General features: G+C 54.6%; 8 protein-coding genes and 17 pseudogenes. 5 read left to right on the top strand and 20 right to left on the bottom strand.

The genetic code is table 11. The annotated features are described in order from the left end of the window. Window positions 1-33 precede the first annotated feature (33 nt). From dusC to JZM30_RS09590, 12 genes and pseudogenes are all read right to left on the bottom strand, one after another. Window positions 34-964, bottom strand: a pseudogene (gene dusC, locus JZM30_RS09645) (tRNA dihydrouridine(16) synthase DusC). A 260-nt stretch (window positions 965-1,224) separates the two neighbouring features. Next, window positions 1,225-1,383 (bottom strand): hypothetical protein, encoded by a 159-nt coding sequence (locus JZM30_RS09640; RefSeq protein ID WP_252318471.1) that lies wholly within the window; start codon window positions 1,381-1,383, stop codon window positions 1,225-1,227. Then, entirely contained in the window at window positions 1,350-1,916 is a 567-nt protein-coding gene (locus JZM30_RS09635) for an MFS transporter (protein WP_252318470.1), read from the bottom strand. Before JZM30_RS09635 ends, JZM30_RS09640 begins: the two co-directional genes overlap by 34 nt. Further along, window positions 1,816-2,034 carry a hypothetical protein gene (locus JZM30_RS09630; RefSeq protein ID WP_252318469.1) on the bottom strand — a complete coding sequence of 73 codons (219 nt, stop codon included), beginning with the start codon at window positions 2,032-2,034 and terminating at the stop codon, window positions 1,816-1,818. The genes JZM30_RS09635 and JZM30_RS09630 overlap by 101 nt, the downstream gene beginning before the upstream one ends. Window positions 2,035-2,055: 21 nt before the next feature. Further along, window positions 2,056-2,409 (bottom strand): MFS transporter, encoded by a 354-nt coding sequence (locus tag JZM30_RS09625; protein WP_252318468.1) that lies wholly within the window; start codon window positions 2,407-2,409, stop codon window positions 2,056-2,058. 305 nt (window positions 2,410-2,714) lie between these two features. Next, window positions 2,715-4,013 carry an ATP-dependent RNA helicase RhlE gene (gene rhlE / locus JZM30_RS09620; RefSeq protein ID WP_252318467.1) on the bottom strand — a complete coding sequence of 433 codons (1,299 nt, stop codon included), beginning with the start codon at window positions 4,011-4,013 and terminating at the stop codon, window positions 2,715-2,717. Between the two features lie 196 nt (window positions 4,014-4,209). Further along, window positions 4,210-4,764: an IucA/IucC family C-terminal-domain containing protein gene (locus JZM30_RS09615; RefSeq protein WP_252318810.1), complete on the bottom strand. Its 555-nt coding sequence runs from the start codon at window positions 4,762-4,764 to the stop codon at window positions 4,210-4,212. A gap of 50 nt (window positions 4,765-4,814) precedes the next feature. After that, entirely contained in the window at window positions 4,815-5,012 is a 198-nt protein-coding gene (locus tag JZM30_RS09610) for a hypothetical protein (RefSeq protein ID WP_252318466.1), read from the bottom strand. Continuing rightward, window positions 5,005-5,831, bottom strand: a pseudogene (locus tag JZM30_RS09605) (ABC transporter ATP-binding protein). The gene JZM30_RS09610 and the pseudogene JZM30_RS09605 overlap by 8 nt, the downstream one beginning before the upstream one ends. A 9-nt stretch (window positions 5,832-5,840) precedes the next feature. Next, window positions 5,841-6,837: pseudogene (locus tag JZM30_RS09600) on the bottom strand (FecCD family ABC transporter permease). A gap of 22 nt (window positions 6,838-6,859) precedes the next feature. Next, a pseudogene (locus JZM30_RS09595) lies at window positions 6,860-8,743 on the bottom strand (iron chelate uptake ABC transporter family permease subunit). A gap of 67 nt (window positions 8,744-8,810) precedes the next feature. Beyond that, a pseudogene (locus tag JZM30_RS09590) lies at window positions 8,811-10,941 on the bottom strand (TonB-dependent receptor). Between the two features lie 442 nt (window positions 10,942-11,383). On the opposite strand from JZM30_RS09590, the pseudogene JZM30_RS09585 reads away from it, so the two are divergent. The 5 pseudogenes from JZM30_RS09585 to JZM30_RS09565 all read left to right on the top strand — a co-directional run bounded on the left by JZM30_RS09585 (window position 11,384) and on the right by JZM30_RS09565 (window position 16,905). Continuing rightward, window positions 11,384-12,064 (top strand): annotated as a pseudogene (locus JZM30_RS09585) (CerR family C-terminal domain-containing protein). Window positions 12,065-12,095: 31 nt separating this feature from the next. Next, window positions 12,096-13,083 (top strand): annotated as a pseudogene (gene hlyD / locus JZM30_RS09580) (secretion protein HlyD). After that, window positions 13,080-14,634: pseudogene (locus tag JZM30_RS09575) on the top strand (ATP-binding cassette domain-containing protein). Before hlyD ends, JZM30_RS09575 begins: the two co-directional pseudogenes overlap by 4 nt. Continuing rightward, window positions 14,621-15,787, top strand: a pseudogene (locus JZM30_RS09570) (ABC transporter permease). Before JZM30_RS09575 ends, JZM30_RS09570 begins: the two co-directional pseudogenes overlap by 14 nt. 12 nt (window positions 15,788-15,799) lie before the next feature. Then, window positions 15,800-16,905, top strand: a pseudogene (locus tag JZM30_RS09565) (ABC transporter permease). Between the two features lie 23 nt (window positions 16,906-16,928). Here the strand turns inward: JZM30_RS09565 and JZM30_RS09560 are convergent. From JZM30_RS09560 to moaA, 8 genes and pseudogenes are all read right to left on the bottom strand, one after another. Continuing rightward, window positions 16,929-17,327: a type II TA system antitoxin MqsA family protein gene (locus tag JZM30_RS09560; RefSeq protein WP_252318465.1), complete on the bottom strand. Its 399-nt coding sequence runs from the start codon at window positions 17,325-17,327 to the stop codon at window positions 16,929-16,931. A gap of 1 nt (window position 17,328) precedes the next feature. After that, window positions 17,329-17,481, bottom strand: a pseudogene (locus JZM30_RS09555) (type II toxin-antitoxin system MqsR family toxin); the annotation flags it as partial. Between the two features lie 159 nt (window positions 17,482-17,640). Beyond that, window positions 17,641-18,343: pseudogene (locus JZM30_RS09550) on the bottom strand (Bax inhibitor-1/YccA family protein). A gap of 172 nt (window positions 18,344-18,515) precedes the next feature. Further along, a pseudogene (moaE, locus tag JZM30_RS09545) lies at window positions 18,516-18,981 on the bottom strand (molybdopterin synthase catalytic subunit MoaE). A 2-nt stretch (window positions 18,982-18,983) separates the two neighbouring features. Continuing rightward, window positions 18,984-19,157 (bottom strand): annotated as a pseudogene (locus JZM30_RS09540) (MoaD/ThiS family protein). Further along, window positions 19,154-19,639, bottom strand: a pseudogene (gene moaC / locus JZM30_RS09535) (cyclic pyranopterin monophosphate synthase MoaC). The pseudogenes JZM30_RS09540 and moaC overlap by 4 nt, the downstream one beginning before the upstream one ends. Window positions 19,640-19,641: 2 nt before the next feature. Next, window positions 19,642-20,159 (bottom strand): annotated as a pseudogene (gene moaB / locus JZM30_RS09530) (molybdenum cofactor biosynthesis protein B). A 40-nt stretch (window positions 20,160-20,199) separates the two neighbouring features. Next, window positions 20,200-20,706 (bottom strand): annotated as a pseudogene (gene moaA / locus JZM30_RS09525) (GTP 3',8-cyclase MoaA); the annotation flags it as partial. Between the last annotated feature and the right edge of the window lie 56 nt (window positions 20,707-20,762).

Here is a 20,762-nt window from a genome sequence, read left to right as displayed (position 1 = left end):
GCGATGATATGAAAACAGTCAATACACGCTGCATCAGACCAGTGCGGCGATGGTTCGCGCAATCGCATCTGACGTGGTAAGAGTTCGAATTTGGCGAAACAGATCGTCGGCCTCAACATAAGCTTTCCGTAAATAACCGAGCCACTGCTTGATGCGCGCCACGTGATACATGCCAGTATCCACCTGCTTCTCGAGCTGGGTGTAGCGCTGCAACAACGCGACCACCTCGGGCCAGGGCAGCGGCGGTGCATTGTATTTAATCACTTTACTCAGGTTGGGGACATTAAGCGCACCGCGCCCAATCATAATGTCCTGACACCCGGTAGCCGCGATACAATCCTGAGCGCTTTGCCAGTCCCAGACTTCGCCGTTCGCCACCACCGGGATCTATAAGCGCTTAAGGATTTCATCAATGGCCGCCCAGTTAATGTGCTCCGCTTTGTATCCGTCTTCTTTGGTGCGTCCATGAACCACCAGCTCGGTGGCGCCCGCTTGCTGAACCGCATCTGCAATTTCAAATTGACGATCGCCCGAATCCCAGCCTAACCGAATTTTCACCGTCACTGGGAGATGGCGCGGCACCGCCTCACACATGGCTTTCGCTCCCTGATAGATCAATTCAGGATCTTTTAGCAACGTGGCGCCGCCGCTGCCGTTCACCAGTTTTGACGGGCAGCCACAATTGAGGCCAACCCCGTAGGAACCGAGCGCCACCGCGCGCTGCGTTTTCCGCCAGCAATTGCGGATACTGTCCCAGCAATTGAATGCGCACTTGCGTGCCGGAAGGCGTCCGGCTGGCATGATGCAATTCATGGCAAAGGTGGTAGAAGGATTTGACAGGCAGCAGCGTATCTACCACGCGTAAAAACTCGGTGATACACAGATCGTACTCATTGATGTCGGTCAGCAGTTCCCGCACCAGAGCATCGAGAACGCCTTCCATCGGCGCAAGAAGGATACGCATAACGCTATTAAGCTCATCAGGACGCCGCACGGCGCACCAGTTAAATCAGCCCGCCATGGTACTGAGGCGGGCAGGAAAAGCAAGCGTTACGCTGTCGCTAGCCTTTATCCGCGACCGAGGGATTGAAGGCCTGACGCGTAAAACTCAGCAGACATGCCAACGCCGCCGTTCCGCACCCCATATAAAGCGCATAGTAACCGCCCTGCAATCAAATCGCGCCAGCAACATGCCCACCAGCGCAGTGCAGCTGGACTGCCCTATCAGGCGCGCGGTGCTGACGTGACCAACAGGCGATTATTGGGCGACTGAAATAACCCGAACCCTGCGCCGCACAGGGCCATGCGCCAGGCAATACCGGCCATGGTGGTGACGGGGGAAAGCTGGCTCAATGCCAACATACCAACGGCGAGTAGCAGCAAGCCAACCCCCCCAGTATGGCGGGCGACATCCGATCGGAAAGCTTTCCTGCCACCATAGCCATAACGCCGGTTGCCAACGGCCAGGGCGTCATCATTAGCCCCACTTCGGCCGGCGTCAGTGCCAGTTCATGGTGAAACAGAAACGGCAGAGAAACAAAGGCCAGCATTTGCGTGGTGAAGGAAGCGATTGAGGTCGCCAGCGACAAACTGAACACCGGAATGCGCAGTAAATCAAACGGAAACAGCGGTGCTGTGGCAGAGGCTTCCCGACGCACCAACAGTAAGGTAGCGACCAGTGCCAGCGCCAGTTGTCCACCGATCAGCACGGCATTGCTCTTATGACCGATGCCCTCAATGGCGGTAATGGCCAAACCGATCATCAGAGCGCTCAATATAGCGCTCACACCGTCAAACGGCTGCTGGCTACGATCGTTATCCGGTAGACTGCGCATTGCCAACAGAATGGCCGCGAGGCCAAGGGGCAGATTGATGGCAAACAGCCACGGCCAGGTGGCGACGGATAAAATGCCCACCCGCCAGCGTTGGCCCCACGGTGGCGGCCATAGCCACCACCAGCGCGTTAATACCAATTGCACCGCCCAGCTTGGCGCGCGGCACGATGTAGCGGATTAACGCGGTGTTCACGCTCATCAGCCCTGCTGCACCGATGCCCTACACCACGCGCGCCAGCGTTAACAACGGCATGCTGTTCGCCAACATGCAGGCCAGAGACGACAGGATAAACAGGGTTAACCCGTACATATACACCGTACGATAGCCGTAAATCTCGCCCAAGCGCGCGAACGGGATCAGGCATACCACCACCGCCAACTGATAACCGTTGACAATCCAGATCGCGCTGGCCGCGCTAATGTTGAAATCCGTAGCAATAACCGGCAACGCCACATTGGCGACCACAGCATCCATCACTGCCAGCGTAATGCTGATGGCAATGGTCAACATGGCATAGTGGCGCTGCGGAGTCGGCAGACCATCTTCAGTGATACCGGGAGCGGCTGTTCTCATTATTCAGTCTTTATTCGGGCAAAGCGCGTCGGCTTGCGGATGAAGGCGAGTTAAGCAGCTTACTGATAATCCAGAGTAATGGGAAGCCTGTGAGAAGAGAGAAGGCTATGTCATGCAAAGGTATGCAACAGAGCGACAGCGCCCCTTGAAGTACTGACAAACCCACCTAAAACAGTCATCCACGCGCAAGCGGGAATCTCTGGCAAATGAGATACCTGCGTTGGTCTAACAGAGATCCCAGGCTTTCGCCGAGGATGACGAGGGGCGAGTAAAGGGGAATGGCAGTTCCCCTGCGAAAAGCGGTATTACTCGCTTCTGGCGCGCGCCGGACGACGCTGACCGTTACCCTGCGGGCGCGATGCGGCTGGTTTACCCTGGCCGCCACGGCGTTGCTCTCCAGAAGGAGAACCTTCGCCACTGCGCTGGCTTTGGCGCCCATTTTGAATCGGCTCTGCCTTGATATTCGGATCAGGCTCAAAGCCCGGCAGGGCAATGCGTGGAATTTCGCGTTTCAGCAGTCGCTCGATATCGCGCAACAGCTTATGCTCATCGACACACACCAGCGACAGCGCTTCACCGGTAGATTCCGCTCGACCAGTACGACCAATGCGGTGCACGTAGTCTTCAGGCACGTTGGGCAGCTCATAGTTCACCACATGCGGCAGTTGGTCGATATCCAGACCGCGCGCAGCGATATCCGTTGCCACCAGCACCCGAATCGACCCTTCCTTGAAATTCGCTAACGCACGGGTACGAGCACCCTGGCTCTTGTTGCCATGGATAGCCGCGGCGGTAATGCCATCTTTGCCCAATTGCTCAGCCAGATGGTTAGCACCGTGCTTGGTGCGGGTAAACACCAGCACCTGCTGCCAGTTCTCTTTGCCGATCAGCAAAGAGAGTAGCTCGCGCTTGCGTTTTTTATCGACAAAGTGCACGTTCTGGGTCACCAGCTCCGATGGCGTATTGCGACGCACCACTTCGACCGACGCAGGTCGCGTCAGCAGCGTATTGGCCAGCGCCTTGATCTCATCAGAGAAGGTGGCTGAAAACAGCAGGTTTTGGCGTTTGGCGGGCAGTTTTGCCAGCACACGGCGAATGTCGTAGATAAAGCCCATGTCCAGCATGCGATCCGCTTCATCCAGCACCAGGATTTCGATACGGGAAAGGTCAACGGCATTCTGGTGTTCCAGATCCAGCAGACGTCCCGGCGTTGCCACCAGAATGTCGACGCCACCGCGCAATTTCATCATCTGAGGGTTAATGCTAACACCGCCGAACACCACCAGCGAGCGTAAGCGCAGGTACTTGCTGTATGCCTGCACGTTTTCACCAATCTGAGCGGCCAGTTCACGGGTCGGTGTCAGGATCAATGCACGCACCGGGCGACGGCCTTTAACGTCACTGGGCTTGGCGCTTAGCAGTTGCAACAGCGGCAGGGTAAAGCCAGCGGTTTTACCGGTGCCCGTTTGCGCGCTGGCCATCAAATCCTGCCCCGACAGCACCACGGGAATCGCCTGGCGTTGTACCGGCGTAGGTTCACGATAGCCCTGTTCTTCAACAGCACGGAGAATATCGGCGCTCAGGCCGAGAGATGAAAAAGACATAGAGAAAACAACTCCAGATCCACCCTGACCGAGCCAAAGCCGGTGCAGTTTCCAGGGGGAACATCAGGCGGGTTTGCTGAGCCATCATCAACCAAGGAATAACGACGTGAGCAACAACCACAATGAACGGGCACAAACTACGGTGCATAAGGCCGCTAGTGTAACAGAGATTTCACCTTCCTGATACGCCATCCGATTAGCGCTTATTCCTAAAAGGTAACCGATGCGATTTATTGGGCCTCAGCAAAGGACAGGCTTGACAGAACTCCTGCGGCTGAGAGGCCTTATAGTAAAAACAGCAGGTACGACGAAAGCGGATCCACTCACCGTTCGCCGACACCCAGGTTAGCGGGCGAAAATAGACGGTAAGCGGATTGGCGTCCAATCCAAACAGTGCACCAGGAGCCTCGTGAACCACATAGTAAAAATCCTGTTTTACACGCGCTTCTGTCGCCGCATCAGAGGTTTGCATCCGATGTTCAAACAGTGAAAACAGCCGCACAGCGGTATTCTCCCACAAAATCCGTGACGAGAGGCCTGATGCCGCCGACAGCACATGCCACAACGGCGTCAAATGTTCCACAAATACGCCACGTAGCATGGCATCACGCCAACTCGCGCGATCCAAATCCGAATGGAGCGTTGAGAGCGATAAATCGTCCATCACCATATGCGACCGCCAAAGATGTCCATCGTGACGCGTATCCAACAGGCAGTTCGTCAGCGCCATGTTTAGCCCTTTGTTGTACATCGATAAGGGATAAAAGGCAGCCGCTGTAGTAAGAAAAGCCACGCGTTTGCTTAACAACGACGCGGTAATACCCAGCTAGGGGCCCCCAATCGTGGAGCAAGCTGTTGCAACATACGCTGACAAGACGCCGTCTCCAGGAGTGTCGATACAGGCACCGCGCTGCTGAACGGGTATTCCGCCGTCGCCATCAGGTTAAAACGAGCGGCGAGATGTGCCCGTTCTTCGGCGTGAAAGGAAAGATCACGCATCGCACACGCTTTGCTGTTTCGGCGCATAACGACCCAGTGGAATACAGAGCGGCGTACCGAACACCGGGTCAGCGATGATGCGGCTATCGAGATCGAATACCGTTTTAATCAGCGTTTCCGTCAGGATCGCCTGCGGCGCGCCTTGCGCAAATACGCCTCGCTGGTGAACCGCCACCATGTGATGTGCATAACGGCATGCCAGATTCAAGTCGTGCAGTATCATGACGATGGTTTTACTGTGTTGTTCGTTGAGCTCGCGCAGCAAATCGAGCACCTCAATCTGATGCGCCAAATCGAGATAGGTGGTTGGCTCATCCAGCAGCAAAATATCCGTATCCTGCGCCAACGTCATAGCGATCCACACCCGCTGACGTTGTCCGCCCGACAGCGTATCCACCACCCGCTCGCCCAGCGCTGTCAGCCCGGTACTGTTCAGCGCCTGCTGCACTTTTCCTTCGTCCTGCGTCGACCACTGGCGTAGCCAACTTTGGTGAGGTTAGCGCCCCATAGCAACCAGTTGACGCACGGTTATGCCCTCTGGAGCGATCGGTGTCTGCGGCAAAATTGACAGCTTACGTGCGATGGCGTGGGTTGATTGGTGATGAATATCCGCACCGTTGAGCATGACACAGCCTGAGGTTGGCGAGAGCAGACGGGCAAGGCTTTTAGCAAGGTGCTTTTGCCACATCCGTTGCTTCCTACAAATACCGTGCCGCACCCGGCTGGCACCTGCAAATCCAGATGTTCAATAATCACCTGCCGGTCATATTGCAACGTCAGTGCACGTCCTGAGAGCGGGAAATGGTTTGGTGAATTCATCGTTATGCCTTAATGATGACGTTGCCGAATCAGTAAATAGAGAAAAAAAGGACTGCCCAACGCAGAAATAAAAATGCCTGCTGGCAAATCCAACGGTAAAAAGAGCGTACGTCCCACCCAATCTGACACCACGACCATATTGGCACCGATCAGTACCGTTGCCAGCGCACTGCCAACAAAGGCTCGACCCACCAGACGTTTCGCCATATGGGGGGCAATCAACCCCACGAAGCCTATCGCCCCCGCATGGGCGATCGCGGTACCGGCCAGCGCAACACTCAGCAACAGCAATGCGCTACGCCGCCGTTCCAGCGCGGCACCCACACTCGTGGCAACATCGTCGTCCAACTCATGGATCGGAACATGGCGCGCCAGTAATACTAATAGCGGCGCGACTAGCGCCAGCCATCCAGTCAGAGACGTCACATCCTGCCAGTTAGCACCTTAAACACTGCCGGTCAGCCAGATGTATGAGGATGGTGTGGTATTGAATGGGCTAAGCAGCAGCAACCCAGTCGCCACTGCCCCCATCAAGGCGGAGATTCCTACCCCGACCAATACCAGACGGTAATGTGATACACCATGTCGCCAGGTCAGCAGCGCCGTTCCCCAAGCTCCCGCAATAGCCGCCAACGGCATCCATTGCTGCCCGAGCATACCCGCGCCGAAAGAGAGAAAAGCGACGGCTGTGGCAGACGCGCCGCTGGTAACCCCCAGCAGATCGGGCGATGCTAACGGGTTACGCACTAGACTCTGTAATATCAGCCCCGAAAGCGCTAATGCCCCCCACCATCACCGCCAACATGACGCGAGGTAGGCGCAGTTCCCAGACGATAAAGGCGTTACCTTCGATAGTCTGGTGCGGTGCCAACAGTATGTGCATCACCTCCCGCGGAGAGAGCGGCACAGCACCTCGCGATAGCACCAAGAGTATCGTCACCAGCGTTACACCGAGCAGTGCAAGATTCCAGAGAAACGCGCGGCTATCCACCAGACGAGACAACATGCCGATACGTAGCGAGTAAACGTTAGCCATGACGCGCCTCCCGCCGAACCAACGCAATAAAATAAGGGACCACCAGCACAGCGGTCATGACTCCCAGCGGCAGTTCCTGCGGTAAAATCGCCACGCGTGCCCCATATCCGCCCAAAGTAGCAGACAAGCGCCCAGCAAGGCGCTAGCGGGGATCAGCCAACGGTGGTCGTGGGAACACAACCGACGGGCCATGTGTGGCACAATCAAACCAATGAAACCGATGTTACCCGCAATAGCCACCGCACTGCCCGCCAACGCAATCACACACGCCCATCAGGCCGCGAATCCATGCGGTACGCACTCCTAACCCGCGTGCCATGTCATCACCCGCAACCAAAATATTAATATGCGGTGCCAGTACCCTGCTGAATACCAACCCCACCACTACATAGGGAAGCAAGGGCATCAGCAGATCGCTCTCACGTCCAGCCACCGAGCCAGCCAGCCAAAACAGTACGCTGTCCAATCCGTCCTGATTGATCACCAACATCGCTTGGGTAAACGAGAGGAAAAGTGCCGTGATCGCCGCCCCTGCCAGCAGAATTCTCACAGGGCTTGTAGACCCACGACCCAACGAGCCGATGCCGAACACCAATCCCCCTGCGACTGCCGCACCGAGAAACCCGGACCACACCAATGTCGCCTGTGATGCAGCACCTATCCACACGCTGCTCAGGACGATAAAGAAGATCGCCACGGCATTGACGCCGAATAACCCCGGAGAGGCCAGTGGATTGCGCGTCATCGCCTGCATCAGCACCACGGCAACGGCCAGACTGGCGCCGACCGTCAGGGCCATCAAAGTGCGTGTCAGACGCGTGGTCTGCACCAGAATATGTTCAATTTGTGTCGCATCCGGGTGAAGCCATGCAGCCAGTACCACGCGCGACGCGATCGGTTGCGCCCCGACCATCAGGCTGGCAAAACAGGAGATGATCAACAGCAGCCCCCCGCCACATAACACCCACACAGGCCTCATGGCGTTGTCTCCGTAGGCAGTAGGCGTTGTGCGATCCCATCCAATATCCGGTTCGCACCTAAAATGCCTCCTGGCAAACTCCAGGCCACACTGTCCACGGTGTAGACTTGCTCGCGTTAGTGGGGCCGTCAGGCGTTGCCACAATGAGTGCGCTGTCCAGGTGCGGTAAAGTTGCGTAACCGCCGGTTTTTCCGAGCGCATAAAGACAAAAAACAGATCGGCGTCCAGCACCGGCAGACTCTCTGGCGTACTCAGTTTGTGCATCACGCTGAGCGAATCTGCCTGCATTCCCGGCCAGATAAAACCCACTTCCGATAGTACTGAGCTGGCAAAGCTGCGTGCTAAATATTGACGAATATGGTCATCACGAAACTCAATCATGGAAACGCGGAGTGGCCACTGAGAACCATAATGAGCACGCAGGCGGTCGCGCAATACCGACACTCGCCCCTGCCAGGCGGTGAGCAAACCCTGTGCTTGCGTCTCCCTGCCCAGCGCCTGCCCCATCAGTTGTACGGTACGTTTGAATTCAAACACATCCTCCATCGCTACCGTGGGAGCGATCTGCGACAACAAGGTATACACCCGTTCATGGCGAAAACGTGATGCAATGATCAGGTCGGGTTTAAGCAATGCGATGGCTTCCAAATTCGGCTGCGTTTCCAACCCGACATGGGGCACATCACCTAACGCTCTACGCAAATAGCGATACGTCGGTTTTTCAATCCAGGAATTCACGACACCTACCGGCGTTATCCCCAACGCGACAGCCGTATCCGTTGCCCCCTGAAACAGGGTAACCACCCGTTTAGGCTGCCCGTTAATCACGGTTACGCCAAGCGCGTGTGACACCTGACGCGCCCAGCCTGTTGTAACCTGTAACGACAGGAACAGCATCACCAACCATAACATCAGGTATCTTCCCATCCCGCAGCCACGGACCACGAGATGGGATAAGTGACACTTAGAAATCAATGGAGTAACCCAATGTCACGGTACGTCCACGCCCGGAGAAATAGCGTGTATTGGCCGCAGTCCCCAGTCCCACTGACTGCGAATAGTAGGTGATGTACTGTTTATCCAGCAGGTTAGCAACCGCCAGATTCACACTACCATAAGGCAGTTTGTAGCCGACGGCAGCATCCACCAGCAGATAACCGTCGAACCCTAGTTCGGTATCATCAAAACTGCGGCTGAAGGCATAGTTGCCTTGGACAAACGTGTTCACCTTCTCCGTCCAACTTGCCGACCAACTGACAATCACCCGATCCGGCGCGATATTCAGGCCAGTCATCTTTTTATCCAGTTTGCCATCACCATTGCTGACGCGCTTACCTTCGGTATGGGCATAGGAAAGATTGACTTTATGCTGCTCATTAATCTGATAACCGCTTCGGACCTCAACCCCTTGCACGCGGGTTTTCTCACGCTTGGAAACGAAATCGTCATCGCTGTTAAGCGTAACGGAATCCCCCAGTTTCGCGCTGGAACGGAAATAGCTGGCTTCAAAATCAACAGCCCCATGCTGCACCCGGAAACCCGCCTCAATATTTTTGGTAACCACCGGTTTGACGTTATTCGCTCGGCTCAGATCGACACCTTCGGTGTCAATATCGCGCAGTGCACGTCCGACATCCGGCATACCAAACCCTTCCGAGTAGTTGGTGAACAAGACTCAGCGGTTCCCACGGCGAATAGACAATGCCAACGTTATATAACGTCTGGTTGAACTTGGGGGTTCCGCCTTTTACCGCCACACCGTCATAGGCATCGTTTGCATCTGCCGATTGCGTGCGATAGTCATCGACTTTCAGTTTGGCGATTTCGTGACGTACGCCCGCATGCAGCGTCACGTTATCCAGCAGCGCGTACTCGGTTTGTAAAAAAGACGAGTAGTTGGTGTATTCGATTTCCGGCACATAGGTGCGTTTGGTCAGATAGAGATCCTGCTTGTTCTTATCAAGCAACACATCAAAACCCGCCGTCACTTTCAACGTATCTTCCAGAAGGTCATCACGGGTGAGCGCGAGTTTTGCCCCAAGTTTGGAGGATACCGCGCGAGATTGATCGTACAGCGTTTTGTTGGGCGCGATGGTCGTGTCCTGGAACGATTGCGAATTGGTGGCACCGAACAGCGCTTCATACTCCTGGCTGAATAACAACGTCGAGAGTTTGAACCCCGCAAGATTGTTGTGATCGTAAGTAAAACCCGTGCTCCACACACTGTTAAACGGCGCATCTCCCGGTGGCGTACCGCGCGCGGAGGTGGTCGGAATACCTTGCGCACGCACGCCATCGACGCTCAGGTAGTCATTTTCTCAGCGAATGTGGTAACGGTTGACACTCAATTGAACGCGCTGATCGTCATTAAGCCAGTACCATACCTTGGCCAACACATCGTAAGCGCGGGAATCCATGGTATCGCCCTGGGTATTATCCACACCGATGGCCAGGCCGTTACCATCAAGATAAAGCCCTTGATTTTCATATCCCAGAGACACTAGGTAATCTAGTTTATCCACGCGACCATCGACGCGGTAAGTGGTTTTATAGCTGGCCGTTTCGCCCCGGATTTTCTCTGTGGGCAGCGTGGTTTGCACGGAAACATGCTGATTGAACGCCACGTTTTCCGGGCGACGGGTGATCAGGTTAATAACGCCGCCAGTCGCCCCCAAACCATTCGTGGCATTGGCCCCGTGAATAACCTCAATCCGCTCGATCATGGAAAAATCGATGGTATGTATTTCACGTCCGGTGGGGCGTAGCGGATTCGATTGTGGAATGCCATCGACCAAAATCAACGCCGACCGACCGCGGAAGGTTTCACCGCTGCCACTCATTTTTTGTCGGCTAGGAGAAAAGGCAGGCAACAAGTTACTCAACACTTGCGATGAATCCGATGTTACGCGCAACTGTTGCTCAATTTGCTGACGGTTGATAATGGTTACCATCTGTGGTGCTTTAGGCTGTTCCACGTTGGAACGCGACGCGCTGACCACCATTTCATCATTTCCTGCGGTTCGATTTGTACCTTCTGCATAAGCACATTGCGATACCCCCCAGACCCACGGCGCTGCCGCCAACAACATGCGCATCCGAATCACGCGCTCCTCCTGTTTTCACCTGGTAATGGCACGCCGGGAACCCACATGGCTCGGCATAAAAAAATCCGCCCAACGCCACTCCGATTAGGAATGGCGTTGGCGGACAGAATTCATTGCTAGTGCACGACGAGCCTTAAGCAGCCAGGCCGTTGATGTTTATGCACTATAGATAATGAGATTGTTAATGGTAATTATTACCATTCAATAATAGCAATAACAAATTTTACGCTATATTTTCGTTACACTAACAATCACATCTTTTTCATTACAAATTAAAGGGATATAGAAAATGTTTGTCGTCTGAAATCGCCAATGCGGTACCTGCACCTATGTAGAAGAAACAATCGCACCTATTAACTGAGAATCAGATCACATAAAAAATCCCAAAAACCACTAAATTTAATCATACGATTGATTGAATGGGGCTTATGCCATGCTTTTTCCGGCAACGTCGCCTACACGAGGCGACCACACCAAGCAACGACTGTTACAGGCAGCCCTTGAGGTGTTTGGCGAGTTTGGCCTACAAGCCGCCACAACGCGCGACATTGCCCGCCGTGCCGGGCAGAATATTGCCGCTATCACCTATCATTTTCACTCCAAAGAGGGGTTATATAGCGCGGTGGCAAGCGCTATTGCCGATGAAGTGGCGCGCACCTATCTCCCTTTGCGCATTGAAATTACCGAGTACCTGCAACAGCCCGCAGGCACGCCAGAACGTTACGTGGTGTATTTGCAAAAACTGGTGCTGAACTTTACTCGGCTGATGACCAGCCCGGAAACGTTGCACTTCAGCCGCTTTATGTCGCGCGAACAGTTTTCACCGACAGATGCCTATCCGCTGATGCACTAGAGCATTATCGCGCCCATGCATCAGTTGATGACGCAACTGGTCGCTGGCTACACCGGGCTAGACAGCAACGATCGTATAACCGTTATCCACGCCCATGCGCTGATCGGTGAAGCGCTGGCATTCCGCTTTGCCCGGGAAACCATACGACTACGAGCAGGCTGGGACGACATTGGTTTAGAACAGAGTCTGGTGATTAACGACGTGGTGACACAACACATAGCGCTGGTGCTTGACGGCCTGAGAGCCGCACAACAGCGCTGATGCTTTTAGCTGGTCAAAAGGGAAGCCTTCCATGAATAAAGTTAAATCGCGCGTGACCATTCTGGTGCTTTTACTGTTGGCAGCCGCACTCTACGCAGGCTGGGCGCACTATGCACGCCGTGACACGCCCATAACGCTGTACGGTAACGTGGATATTCGTACGGTGAATCTAGCGTTTCGCGTCAGTGGACGTCTGGCAACCTTGCAGGTGGATGAGGGGGGACAGCGTTAAGGCAGGACAGGCAATCGCTGCGCTGGATACTGCACCGCACCACAATGCGCTGCGCCAGGCTGACGCCAACGTTGCCAGCGCGGCGGCTCAACTGGCACTGCTTCAGGAAGGTTATCGGCGTGAAGAGGTTGCTCAAGTGGACCAAGCGCAGGCCGCCTATGAGTACGCCGATAAATTCTATCAACGCCAGCAAGGCATGTGGGGCAAGGGTGCCGTAGCACAAAATACGTTAGACGATGCCCGTTCGGCGCGTCAACAGGCACTTGCTACGCTGCAAGCTGCTAAAGAGAAATTGGGCCAGTTCGAAAGCGGCAACCGTCCGCAAGAGATTGCCGCCGCCGAGGCGGCACTGGCACAAGCGCAAGCAGTACAGGCGCAGGCCATTCTCGATCTGAGCGATACCACGCTTACCGCCCCTTCTGATGGCGTGATCCTCACCCGTGCTGCAGAAGCAGGCAGCATGCTCAGCGCGGGCAGTACCGTATTTACGCTCTCGTTAACCCGTCCGGTGTGGATTCGTGCCTACATTGATGAGCCACAGCTTGGGCACGCGAAACCGGGACGACAAGTGCTGATTTATACGGACAGCCGCCCAGACAGCCCCTACCACGGCACGGTCGGATTTGTGTCCCCCAGCGCAGAATTCACCCCAAAAAGCGTAGAAACCCCGGCGCTGCGTACCGATCTGGTTTATCGGCTGCGTATCATCGTGAACGATGCGGACGACCTGCTGCGTCAAGGGATGCCGGTGACGTTGCGCTTTGATACTGATAGCGTAACGCCATGAACAGTCCCATGCCACGCATTACGCTGGACGGGGTAGAAAAAACCTTCCATGACAGCACCACGCCCGCGCTGAAACCGCTGACCGCCACGCTTGATACGGGTGCGGTTATCGGCTTAGTGGGGCCTGACGGCGCGGGTAAGACCACGCTGATTCGTATGCTGGCCGGTCTGTTAACACCGAGCAGCGGGACTCTGCGCGTGATGGGGCTCGATCCGGTACAGGATGACCGGCAATTGCACGCCATCCTTGGTTATATGCCCAGAAATTTTGGCTGTATGAAGACCTGAGCGTGATGGAAAACCTGACGCTTTACGCCGACCTGCGCGGCATTACCGGCACACAGCGTCAGGAAACCTTTGAACGCTTGCTGATGTTGACCGACCTCGCGCGCTTTACCACGCGTCTGTCTGGAAAACTTTCTGGCGGCATGAAGCAGAAGCTGGGGCTGGCCTGTACCCTGCTGGGCCAGCCTAACGTACTGTTGCTGGATGAGCCGGGCGTCGGAGTTGACCCCACATCACGACGCGAGCTGTGGCGCATGGTGCACGAACTCGCTGACGACGGTATGCTGATCCTGTGGAGCACGTCTTATCTCGATGAGGCAGGGCAGTGTCGTGATGTGCTGCTGTTGAATAACGGCTAATTGCTGTATCGCGGCGCGCCGCAAGATCTTACCGCCACCATGGCCGATCGCTGCGTGCTGGCACATGACGATGGCGTTGCACACCGCACGCTGCTGCAACAGGCATTGCAGCACTCCGCCGTCACTGACGGCGTCATTCAAGGCAAATATGTGCGTCTGATGCTGAAGGCAGGCGCAACCCCGTCCAGCCTGTGTGACACACTGCCGCTGACGCCGGACAACATCGAAGCGACAGCCCACGCTTTGAGGATGCCTTTATCGACCTGTTAGGCGGTGGCCCCAAAGGGGATTCCTCACTGGCACGCATTATGCCGTTCATTCCCGATGATGGCTATGACAAGGTGATCGAAGCCCGTCATCTGACCAAAAAATTTGGTGAATTTATCGCGACCGATCGGGTCGATTTTACCGTGCGCCGCGGCGAGATTTTCGGGCTGCTCGGCCCCAATGGTGCAGGGAAATCAACCACCTTCAAGATGATGTGCGGGTTGCTCACGCCCAGTGAATGCCATGCGCGCGTGCTGGGCATGGATCTTAAAATCAGCTCCGGTAAAGCGCGTCAGCATCTGGGTTATATGGCACAGAAATTTTCTCTGTACGGTAACCTGACGGTAGAACAAAACCTGCGTTTTTTCTCTGGCGTCGATCCCCTCACCCGCCGGGAGTTCTGGATGCACATCAACGGCATGGTCAGCCGGGGCATGACTGTCATGGTGACCACTCACTTTATGGATGAGGCGGAATATTGCGATCGTATCGGCCTGGTTTATCGCGGCAAGCTGATTGCCAGCGGCACACCCGATGCCTTAAAGCACCAGGCGGTTACGCCAGACATGCCCGATCCCAGCATGGAGCAGGCGTTTATCGCCCTGATTCAGGCCTACGACACGGAGAATGCCCATGACTAATGCCAACAGCAACCCCGTGTCGGACAGCACCGCCTTTTCCTGGCGGCGCTTGCGGGCATTGTGTCGCAAAGAGAGCAAGCAGATTGTGCGCGATCCCAGCAGCAGTCTGATCGCCTTTATCATCCCATTAATGCTGTTGTTTATTTTTGGCTATGGCATAAACCTCGACCCCAGTCGCTTACACGTCGGTATCCTGCTGGAAGAGCAGAGTGAAGCGGCGCGCGATTTAGCCCAAACCTTTGCCGCTTCCCCCTATATTGAACCGACCATCAGTCGCGACCGCCAAACATTGATCCAGTTGATGCAAGCGGGGCGCATTCGCGGTTTGATCACCATCCCTGGCAATTTCGCCAAGCAATTGTCACAACCCGGAGGACTGGCCTCGATACAGGTGATCACTGACGGCAGTGAGCCTAATACCGCCAATTTCGTTTCCGGCTATGTGCAAGGGGTTTGGAAGGTCTGGCAGGAACAGCGCGCGTTGGCTCAGGGGAGCACTTTTACGCAACCCATTGAGGTACAAATGCGCTATTGGTTCAACCCGGCAGCAATCAGCCAACACTTTATCATTCCCGGTGCCATCACCATTATCATGACCGTCATTGGTGCCATTCTGACCTCATTAGTGATTGCCTGAGAATGGGAGCGCGGCACCATGGAAGCACTGCTGTCAACGCAGGTTACGCGTGCAGAGCCGCTACTGGCCAAGTTAATCCCCTACTATGGCTTGGGCATGATAGCCATGGTGCTGTGCATGGTGGTGGCCGTCTTCGTGCTGCATGTTCCTTACCGTGGATCGCTCTGGATACTGTTTGGCATCAGCAGCCTGTTTCTTGCCTGTACCCTAGGTATGGGACTGCTGATTTCCACCCTGACACGCAACCAGTTCAATGCGGCTATGGTAGCGCTGAACGCTGCATTCTTGCCGGCGGTCATGCTCTCCGGGTTTATCTTTGAAATTGACAGCATGCCGGCGCTGGTACGCGCCGTCTCTTACATCATTCCCGCACGCTATTTCGTCAGTACGCTGCAAAGCTTATTCCTCACGGGTAACGTGGTCAGCATCTTGCTGGTCAATCTGGGCTTTTTAAGCCTTGCCACGCTGTTTTTCATCGGGTTGACCGCGTTAAAAACGCGGCGCAGATTGGATTAGGGAGGGATCGCAATGTTTTACCGCTTATGGACGCTGATCGTCAAAGAGCTACAATCGCTGCTGCGCGAACCGCAAACCAGCAGCCTGCTGGTTCTCCCGGTAGTGCTTCAGGTTTCTCTGTTCCCGTTCGCCGCGACGCAGGATGTCACCAATGCCACCATCGCGATTTATAGCGAAGACAATGGACCGGCATCGATTGAACTGACACAGCGCATCGCCAACGCGCACACCTTCTCTCAGGTATTAACGCTGCGCAGCCAGCAGGCCATCGCGCCAGCTATCGACAACCAGAAGGCGTTATTGCTGGTACGATTTCCGCCCGACTTCTCCCGCGACCTTGCCAACGGCAACAGTACCTCGCTTAAGGTCATTCTGGATGGACGGCGTTCTAACAGCGCGCAAATTGCGACAAATGATATACAGCAGATAGTTCAGGAATATGAACGGGAGCTGATGGTGGGAGCAACGCGAAACAACCAGAGCGAACTGGTGGTGCGTCACTGGTATAACCCGAATCTGAACTACAAGTGGTTTGTGGTGCCTTCGCTTATCGCCATGAACTACCATCGGCGTATTGATTGTGACAGCGCTCTCTGTAGCGCGCGAGCGTGAACATGGTGCACTCGACCAGTTGCTGGTATCGCCGCTGGCAACCTGGCAAATTTTTATTGGTAAAGCGGTACCGGCGCTGATTGTCGCTACCGGTCAGGCTACCATCGTGCTGCTGGCAGGGATCTTCGCTTACCAGATTCCATTTGCTGGCTTACTGCTGCTGTTTTATGCGGCGATGCTGCTGTACGGCTTATCTCTGGTGGGATTTGGTTTACTGATTTCGTCGCTGTGCGCCACGCAGCAGCAAGCGTTCATCGGTGTGTTTGTTTTTCTGATGCCCGCCATCCTGCTCTCAGGCTATGTCTCTCCGGTGGAAAACATGCCGCTATGGTTACAGAATCTGACCTGGGTGAACCCCATCCGCCATTTTACTGACATCACCAAGCAGATTTACCTCAAAGGGGCCGATTTCAGCGTGGTATAGCACAGCCGGTGGGACACTGCTGGCTATCACTGCGACTACCGGCAGCGCGGCCTACGGGCTGTTCAGGCGAAAGATGTCGTAAAGCACCATCGGTTTTTGCTCAACTCAACCACAAATTTCATTGAGTAACTCTGGGTGGCGATCGAGAAGTTTCAGCAATTTCACCGTAGAAGGATGGGGCTGCGATTTTCCCGCTTCATACCGGTAAAATGCATTATCACCGCCACCAAATATCCGCCCGGCTTCTCGTTGCGATAATTCGAGTTTCTTTCGCACGTTCATGATATACGCCGGTTTGACCGTATCATTAATAATCGAATTCTTAAGCTCGACCAATTTCGCCATGTACTCGGCCGACTCGGCTTTGTCCATCACCGTTTCACCACACTTAGGGCAATGCAACGCGCAGATTTGCTGTAAAATCGTTTTTTTGCCACGCCATGAATAGGGAACATCTTTTACACGTTGTTCCATTTCGGCATCGCCACACTGAGGACATTTCATTCTACTTCTCCTTAAATGAGACGATGAGTACATCATCGAGTACCGTCACTTTTATATAACAACTGATACCCTTTATCGTCGGGCGGTACACATCCTGCCACACCGTATGATCGTGGTATATAGTCATACTCTTGTAAAAATCCTGACAGGTCAGCGATTATTACTGCACACATGCCATCAAAAAATAATCACCAAGTAGGTTTTACAAGTTTCAACATCAACCATGCGGTAATGGCCAGGTTGCGCCCAAAAAAAACCGCACGTTCTACGCGCGGGGCTATATACCCGTCATACTTCAAATTGCAGATGCGTATTAGCGGCGGTTGCCGAAAATGCGCAGCAACATCAGGAACAGGTTGATAAAGTCCAGGTAAAGCGTCAATGCACCCACGATGGCATATTTGCGAAAACTGTCGCGGTCGTCAGCAGAGAGTTGCTCACCGATATTTTTCAGTTTTTGCGTGTCGTAGGCCGTCAAACCCACAAACACTACCACGCCGATATAGGTCACAGCCCACATCAAGGCATCGCTTTTCAACCAGATATTGATCAACGATGCCAGCACGATACCGAACAGGCCCATGAACAGCATGCTGCCCAGGCCGCGTTTGGTGGTGTAACCATACAGGCTCATGGCACCGGACATCCCTGCCGTAATGACAAAGGTGCTGCCGATCGATTGCCCTGAATAGAGGATAAAGATGCTGGAGAGCGTCAATCCGGTCAACGCCGAATAGAGCATAAACAGCCCTGCCGCCACGCTACCGCTCAAGCGCTGCACCATACCGGAAATCACGAACACCAACCCCAGCTGAGCAATGATCAGTCCGAAAAAGGTAATCCGGCTGGAAAAAACGAAACTCATTATCGCGGGGGGATTGCGCCGCATACCAGGAAACAAACGCCGTCAGCAATAAACCGCAGGTCATCCAGCCATAAACCTGCGCCATATAAGCCTGAAGGCCGCTATTAGCGCGTTCGACTATCGAATCGCCCGAACGAGGGAACCGATCCATGATACTACCCTTACGTTTGCTGTCTGGCACCGCAGACAGAGATTGTGACTCGGGCGTGCATCGCCCACCATTGACAAGTGTATCACATGGCGCAGTGTCGCATGTGGCGAAAATCACGCCATCTTCAACGATCATTAATCAAATGAAAGAGGTGAAAACCAACGAGCGTCAATTACCAACGTTCAGCAGCGGCATGGTCACTGTCACGCGCATCCACCCAGCGATCGCCCTCCGGCGTCGCTTCCCTTTTACAGAATGGCGCACGGGTTTTCAGGTAATCCATAATAAATTGCGCAGCGTCAAAGGCCGCCTGACGGTGTGCGGCGCTCACGCCCACAAACACGATTTCATCGCCGGGATAGAGCGGTCCAACGCGGTGGAACATAGACACGCGGTAGTGAGCAGCGTTCTCTGGCTTGCTCAACGATTTCCGCCAACGCTTTCTCAGTCATCCCTGGATAGTGCTCCAGCGTCAATGCACTCACATCGGAAGCCAGATTATGGTTGCGCACTTTACCAGTGAACGTGACCACGGCACCGTCTTCGTCACATTGCGCCAGCCACTGATAGGCCAGCCCCACGTCAAACGGCGCAGTGCCGACCTCAATCCGGGTTTCTGGTTGTGAGTTCACTGGCATCATCAGCCTCCGGTTACCGATGGAAAAAACTCCACTTCATCACCATCGCGTAGCGGGTGTGAAGGCTCGACCAACGTCTGGCGCAAATCCTCCACGCAGGAAAATTCCGCAGGAAGACTAAGCTAATCCGTTTGCGTCAGTTCACGAACCTGTGCGAAAAACAACACGTTAATCATTGCACCTCCGCCTGAAAATCGCCGGATTTGCCACCGCTTTTTGCCAGCAAACGCACCGGGCCGATAACCATGTCTTTTTGCACCGCTTTGCACATGTCATAAATGGTCAACGCAGCTACCGAGGCAGCGGTCAGCGCTTCCATCTCCACCCCAGTTTTACCGGTTAAACGGCACAGCGATTCGATGCGCACCCGGTTGTGCTCAGGCTCGGCTGTCAACTCAACGGCAACTTTGCTTAACAGCAGAGGATGGCACAGGGGAATCAGTTCCCAAGTGCGTTTAGCTGCCTGAATCCCGGCAATGCGCGCGGTGGCGAACACGTCACCTTTGTGGTGCTGCCCATTGATAATCATCTACAGTGTTTGCGCTGACAGCGTGACGAAGGCTTCCGCACGCGCTTCGCGCACCGTTTCGGCTTTTGCTGACACATCCACCATGGTGGCTTCGCCGGCGGCATTAATATGGGTGAACTGAGATGACATGATTAATTCGATTTCTTTAAATGGGGAAAAAATTGCACGGTTTTTGCCGGGCATCCAACTGTTCCTGAATGATACGTTCCCAGGCGGTGCGACACGCACGTGTCGAGCCGGGCACGGCAAAAATAACCGTTTGATTTACCAGACCCGCAACAGCACGGGACTGAATGGTGGCGGTGCCGATATCCTCATAGGAGACCATGCGAAACAGTTCACCAAAACCGTCAATTGAGCGATCGAACAGCGGGGAGATGGCTTCTGGCGTGACATCGTCAGCGGTGAAACCAGTGCCACCATTGATCAGAATCACCTGCACTGTCTCGCTGGCAATCCAGGCGGTAACCTGCGCCTGAATCTGGTAGCGGTTCTCTTTGACAATGGCGTTGGCCACAATATGGTGCCCGGCCTCTTGTGTCGCTTCGCGCAAATAGTCACCTGAGGTATCATCTTGCGCGTTACGACGCGCAGAAACGGTCAATACTGCAATTTGCAGCGGAATGAAGTCATCACTGACCTTACTCATATCACACACCTCTTAACACGGAAAATCGCAAGAGTAGCTATCATCCACCGATAAAAGAAAGGTTCTGCGTTATGCCGCTGTTGCCATCATGCAGGAAGTGGGTCTGTTTTTTCAGCGATAACCCACCCGCAATACGCAGCGCCAGATCGTCCATTTGGCTATCCTCCGCCAACAGGTCGCGTAAGGGAATGCCCTGCTCGCCGAACAGGCACAGGTGCAGGTCACCCACGGCGGACACGCGCAGACGGTTGCAGCTCAGGCAAAAATCTTTTTCGTAGGGCATGATAAGGCCGATTTCGCCCTGATAATCATCGTGCCGAAACACCTGGGCTGGCCCATCACTGCAGCCGCGCGGCGCCAGTTACCAGCCCTGAGCCAACAATTTGTCGCGAATGACCGTTACGGGCAGATGGTGACGGGCAAACAGCTCCCTTCCCTCTCCGGTTTCCATCAGTTCGATAAAACGCAGTTGGATGGGCCTGTCCTTGATCCAATGCAGAAACGCATTCAGTTGATTATCGTTCACGTCACGCATCAGCACGGTATGACGCAGTCACTGCCACATCACTTAGGCACAAAGGCTAGGAGTCTGATCTCATCAAA

Source organism: Candidatus Symbiopectobacterium endolongispinus, from assembly GCF_018777385.1.
In the GTDB taxonomy this organism is placed as follows: Bacteria; Pseudomonadota; Gammaproteobacteria; order Enterobacterales; family Enterobacteriaceae; genus Symbiopectobacterium; species Symbiopectobacterium endolongispinus.
The sequence above is the reverse complement of the archived record's forward strand: the minus strand, read 5'-3'. Positions and strand labels throughout refer to the sequence as shown.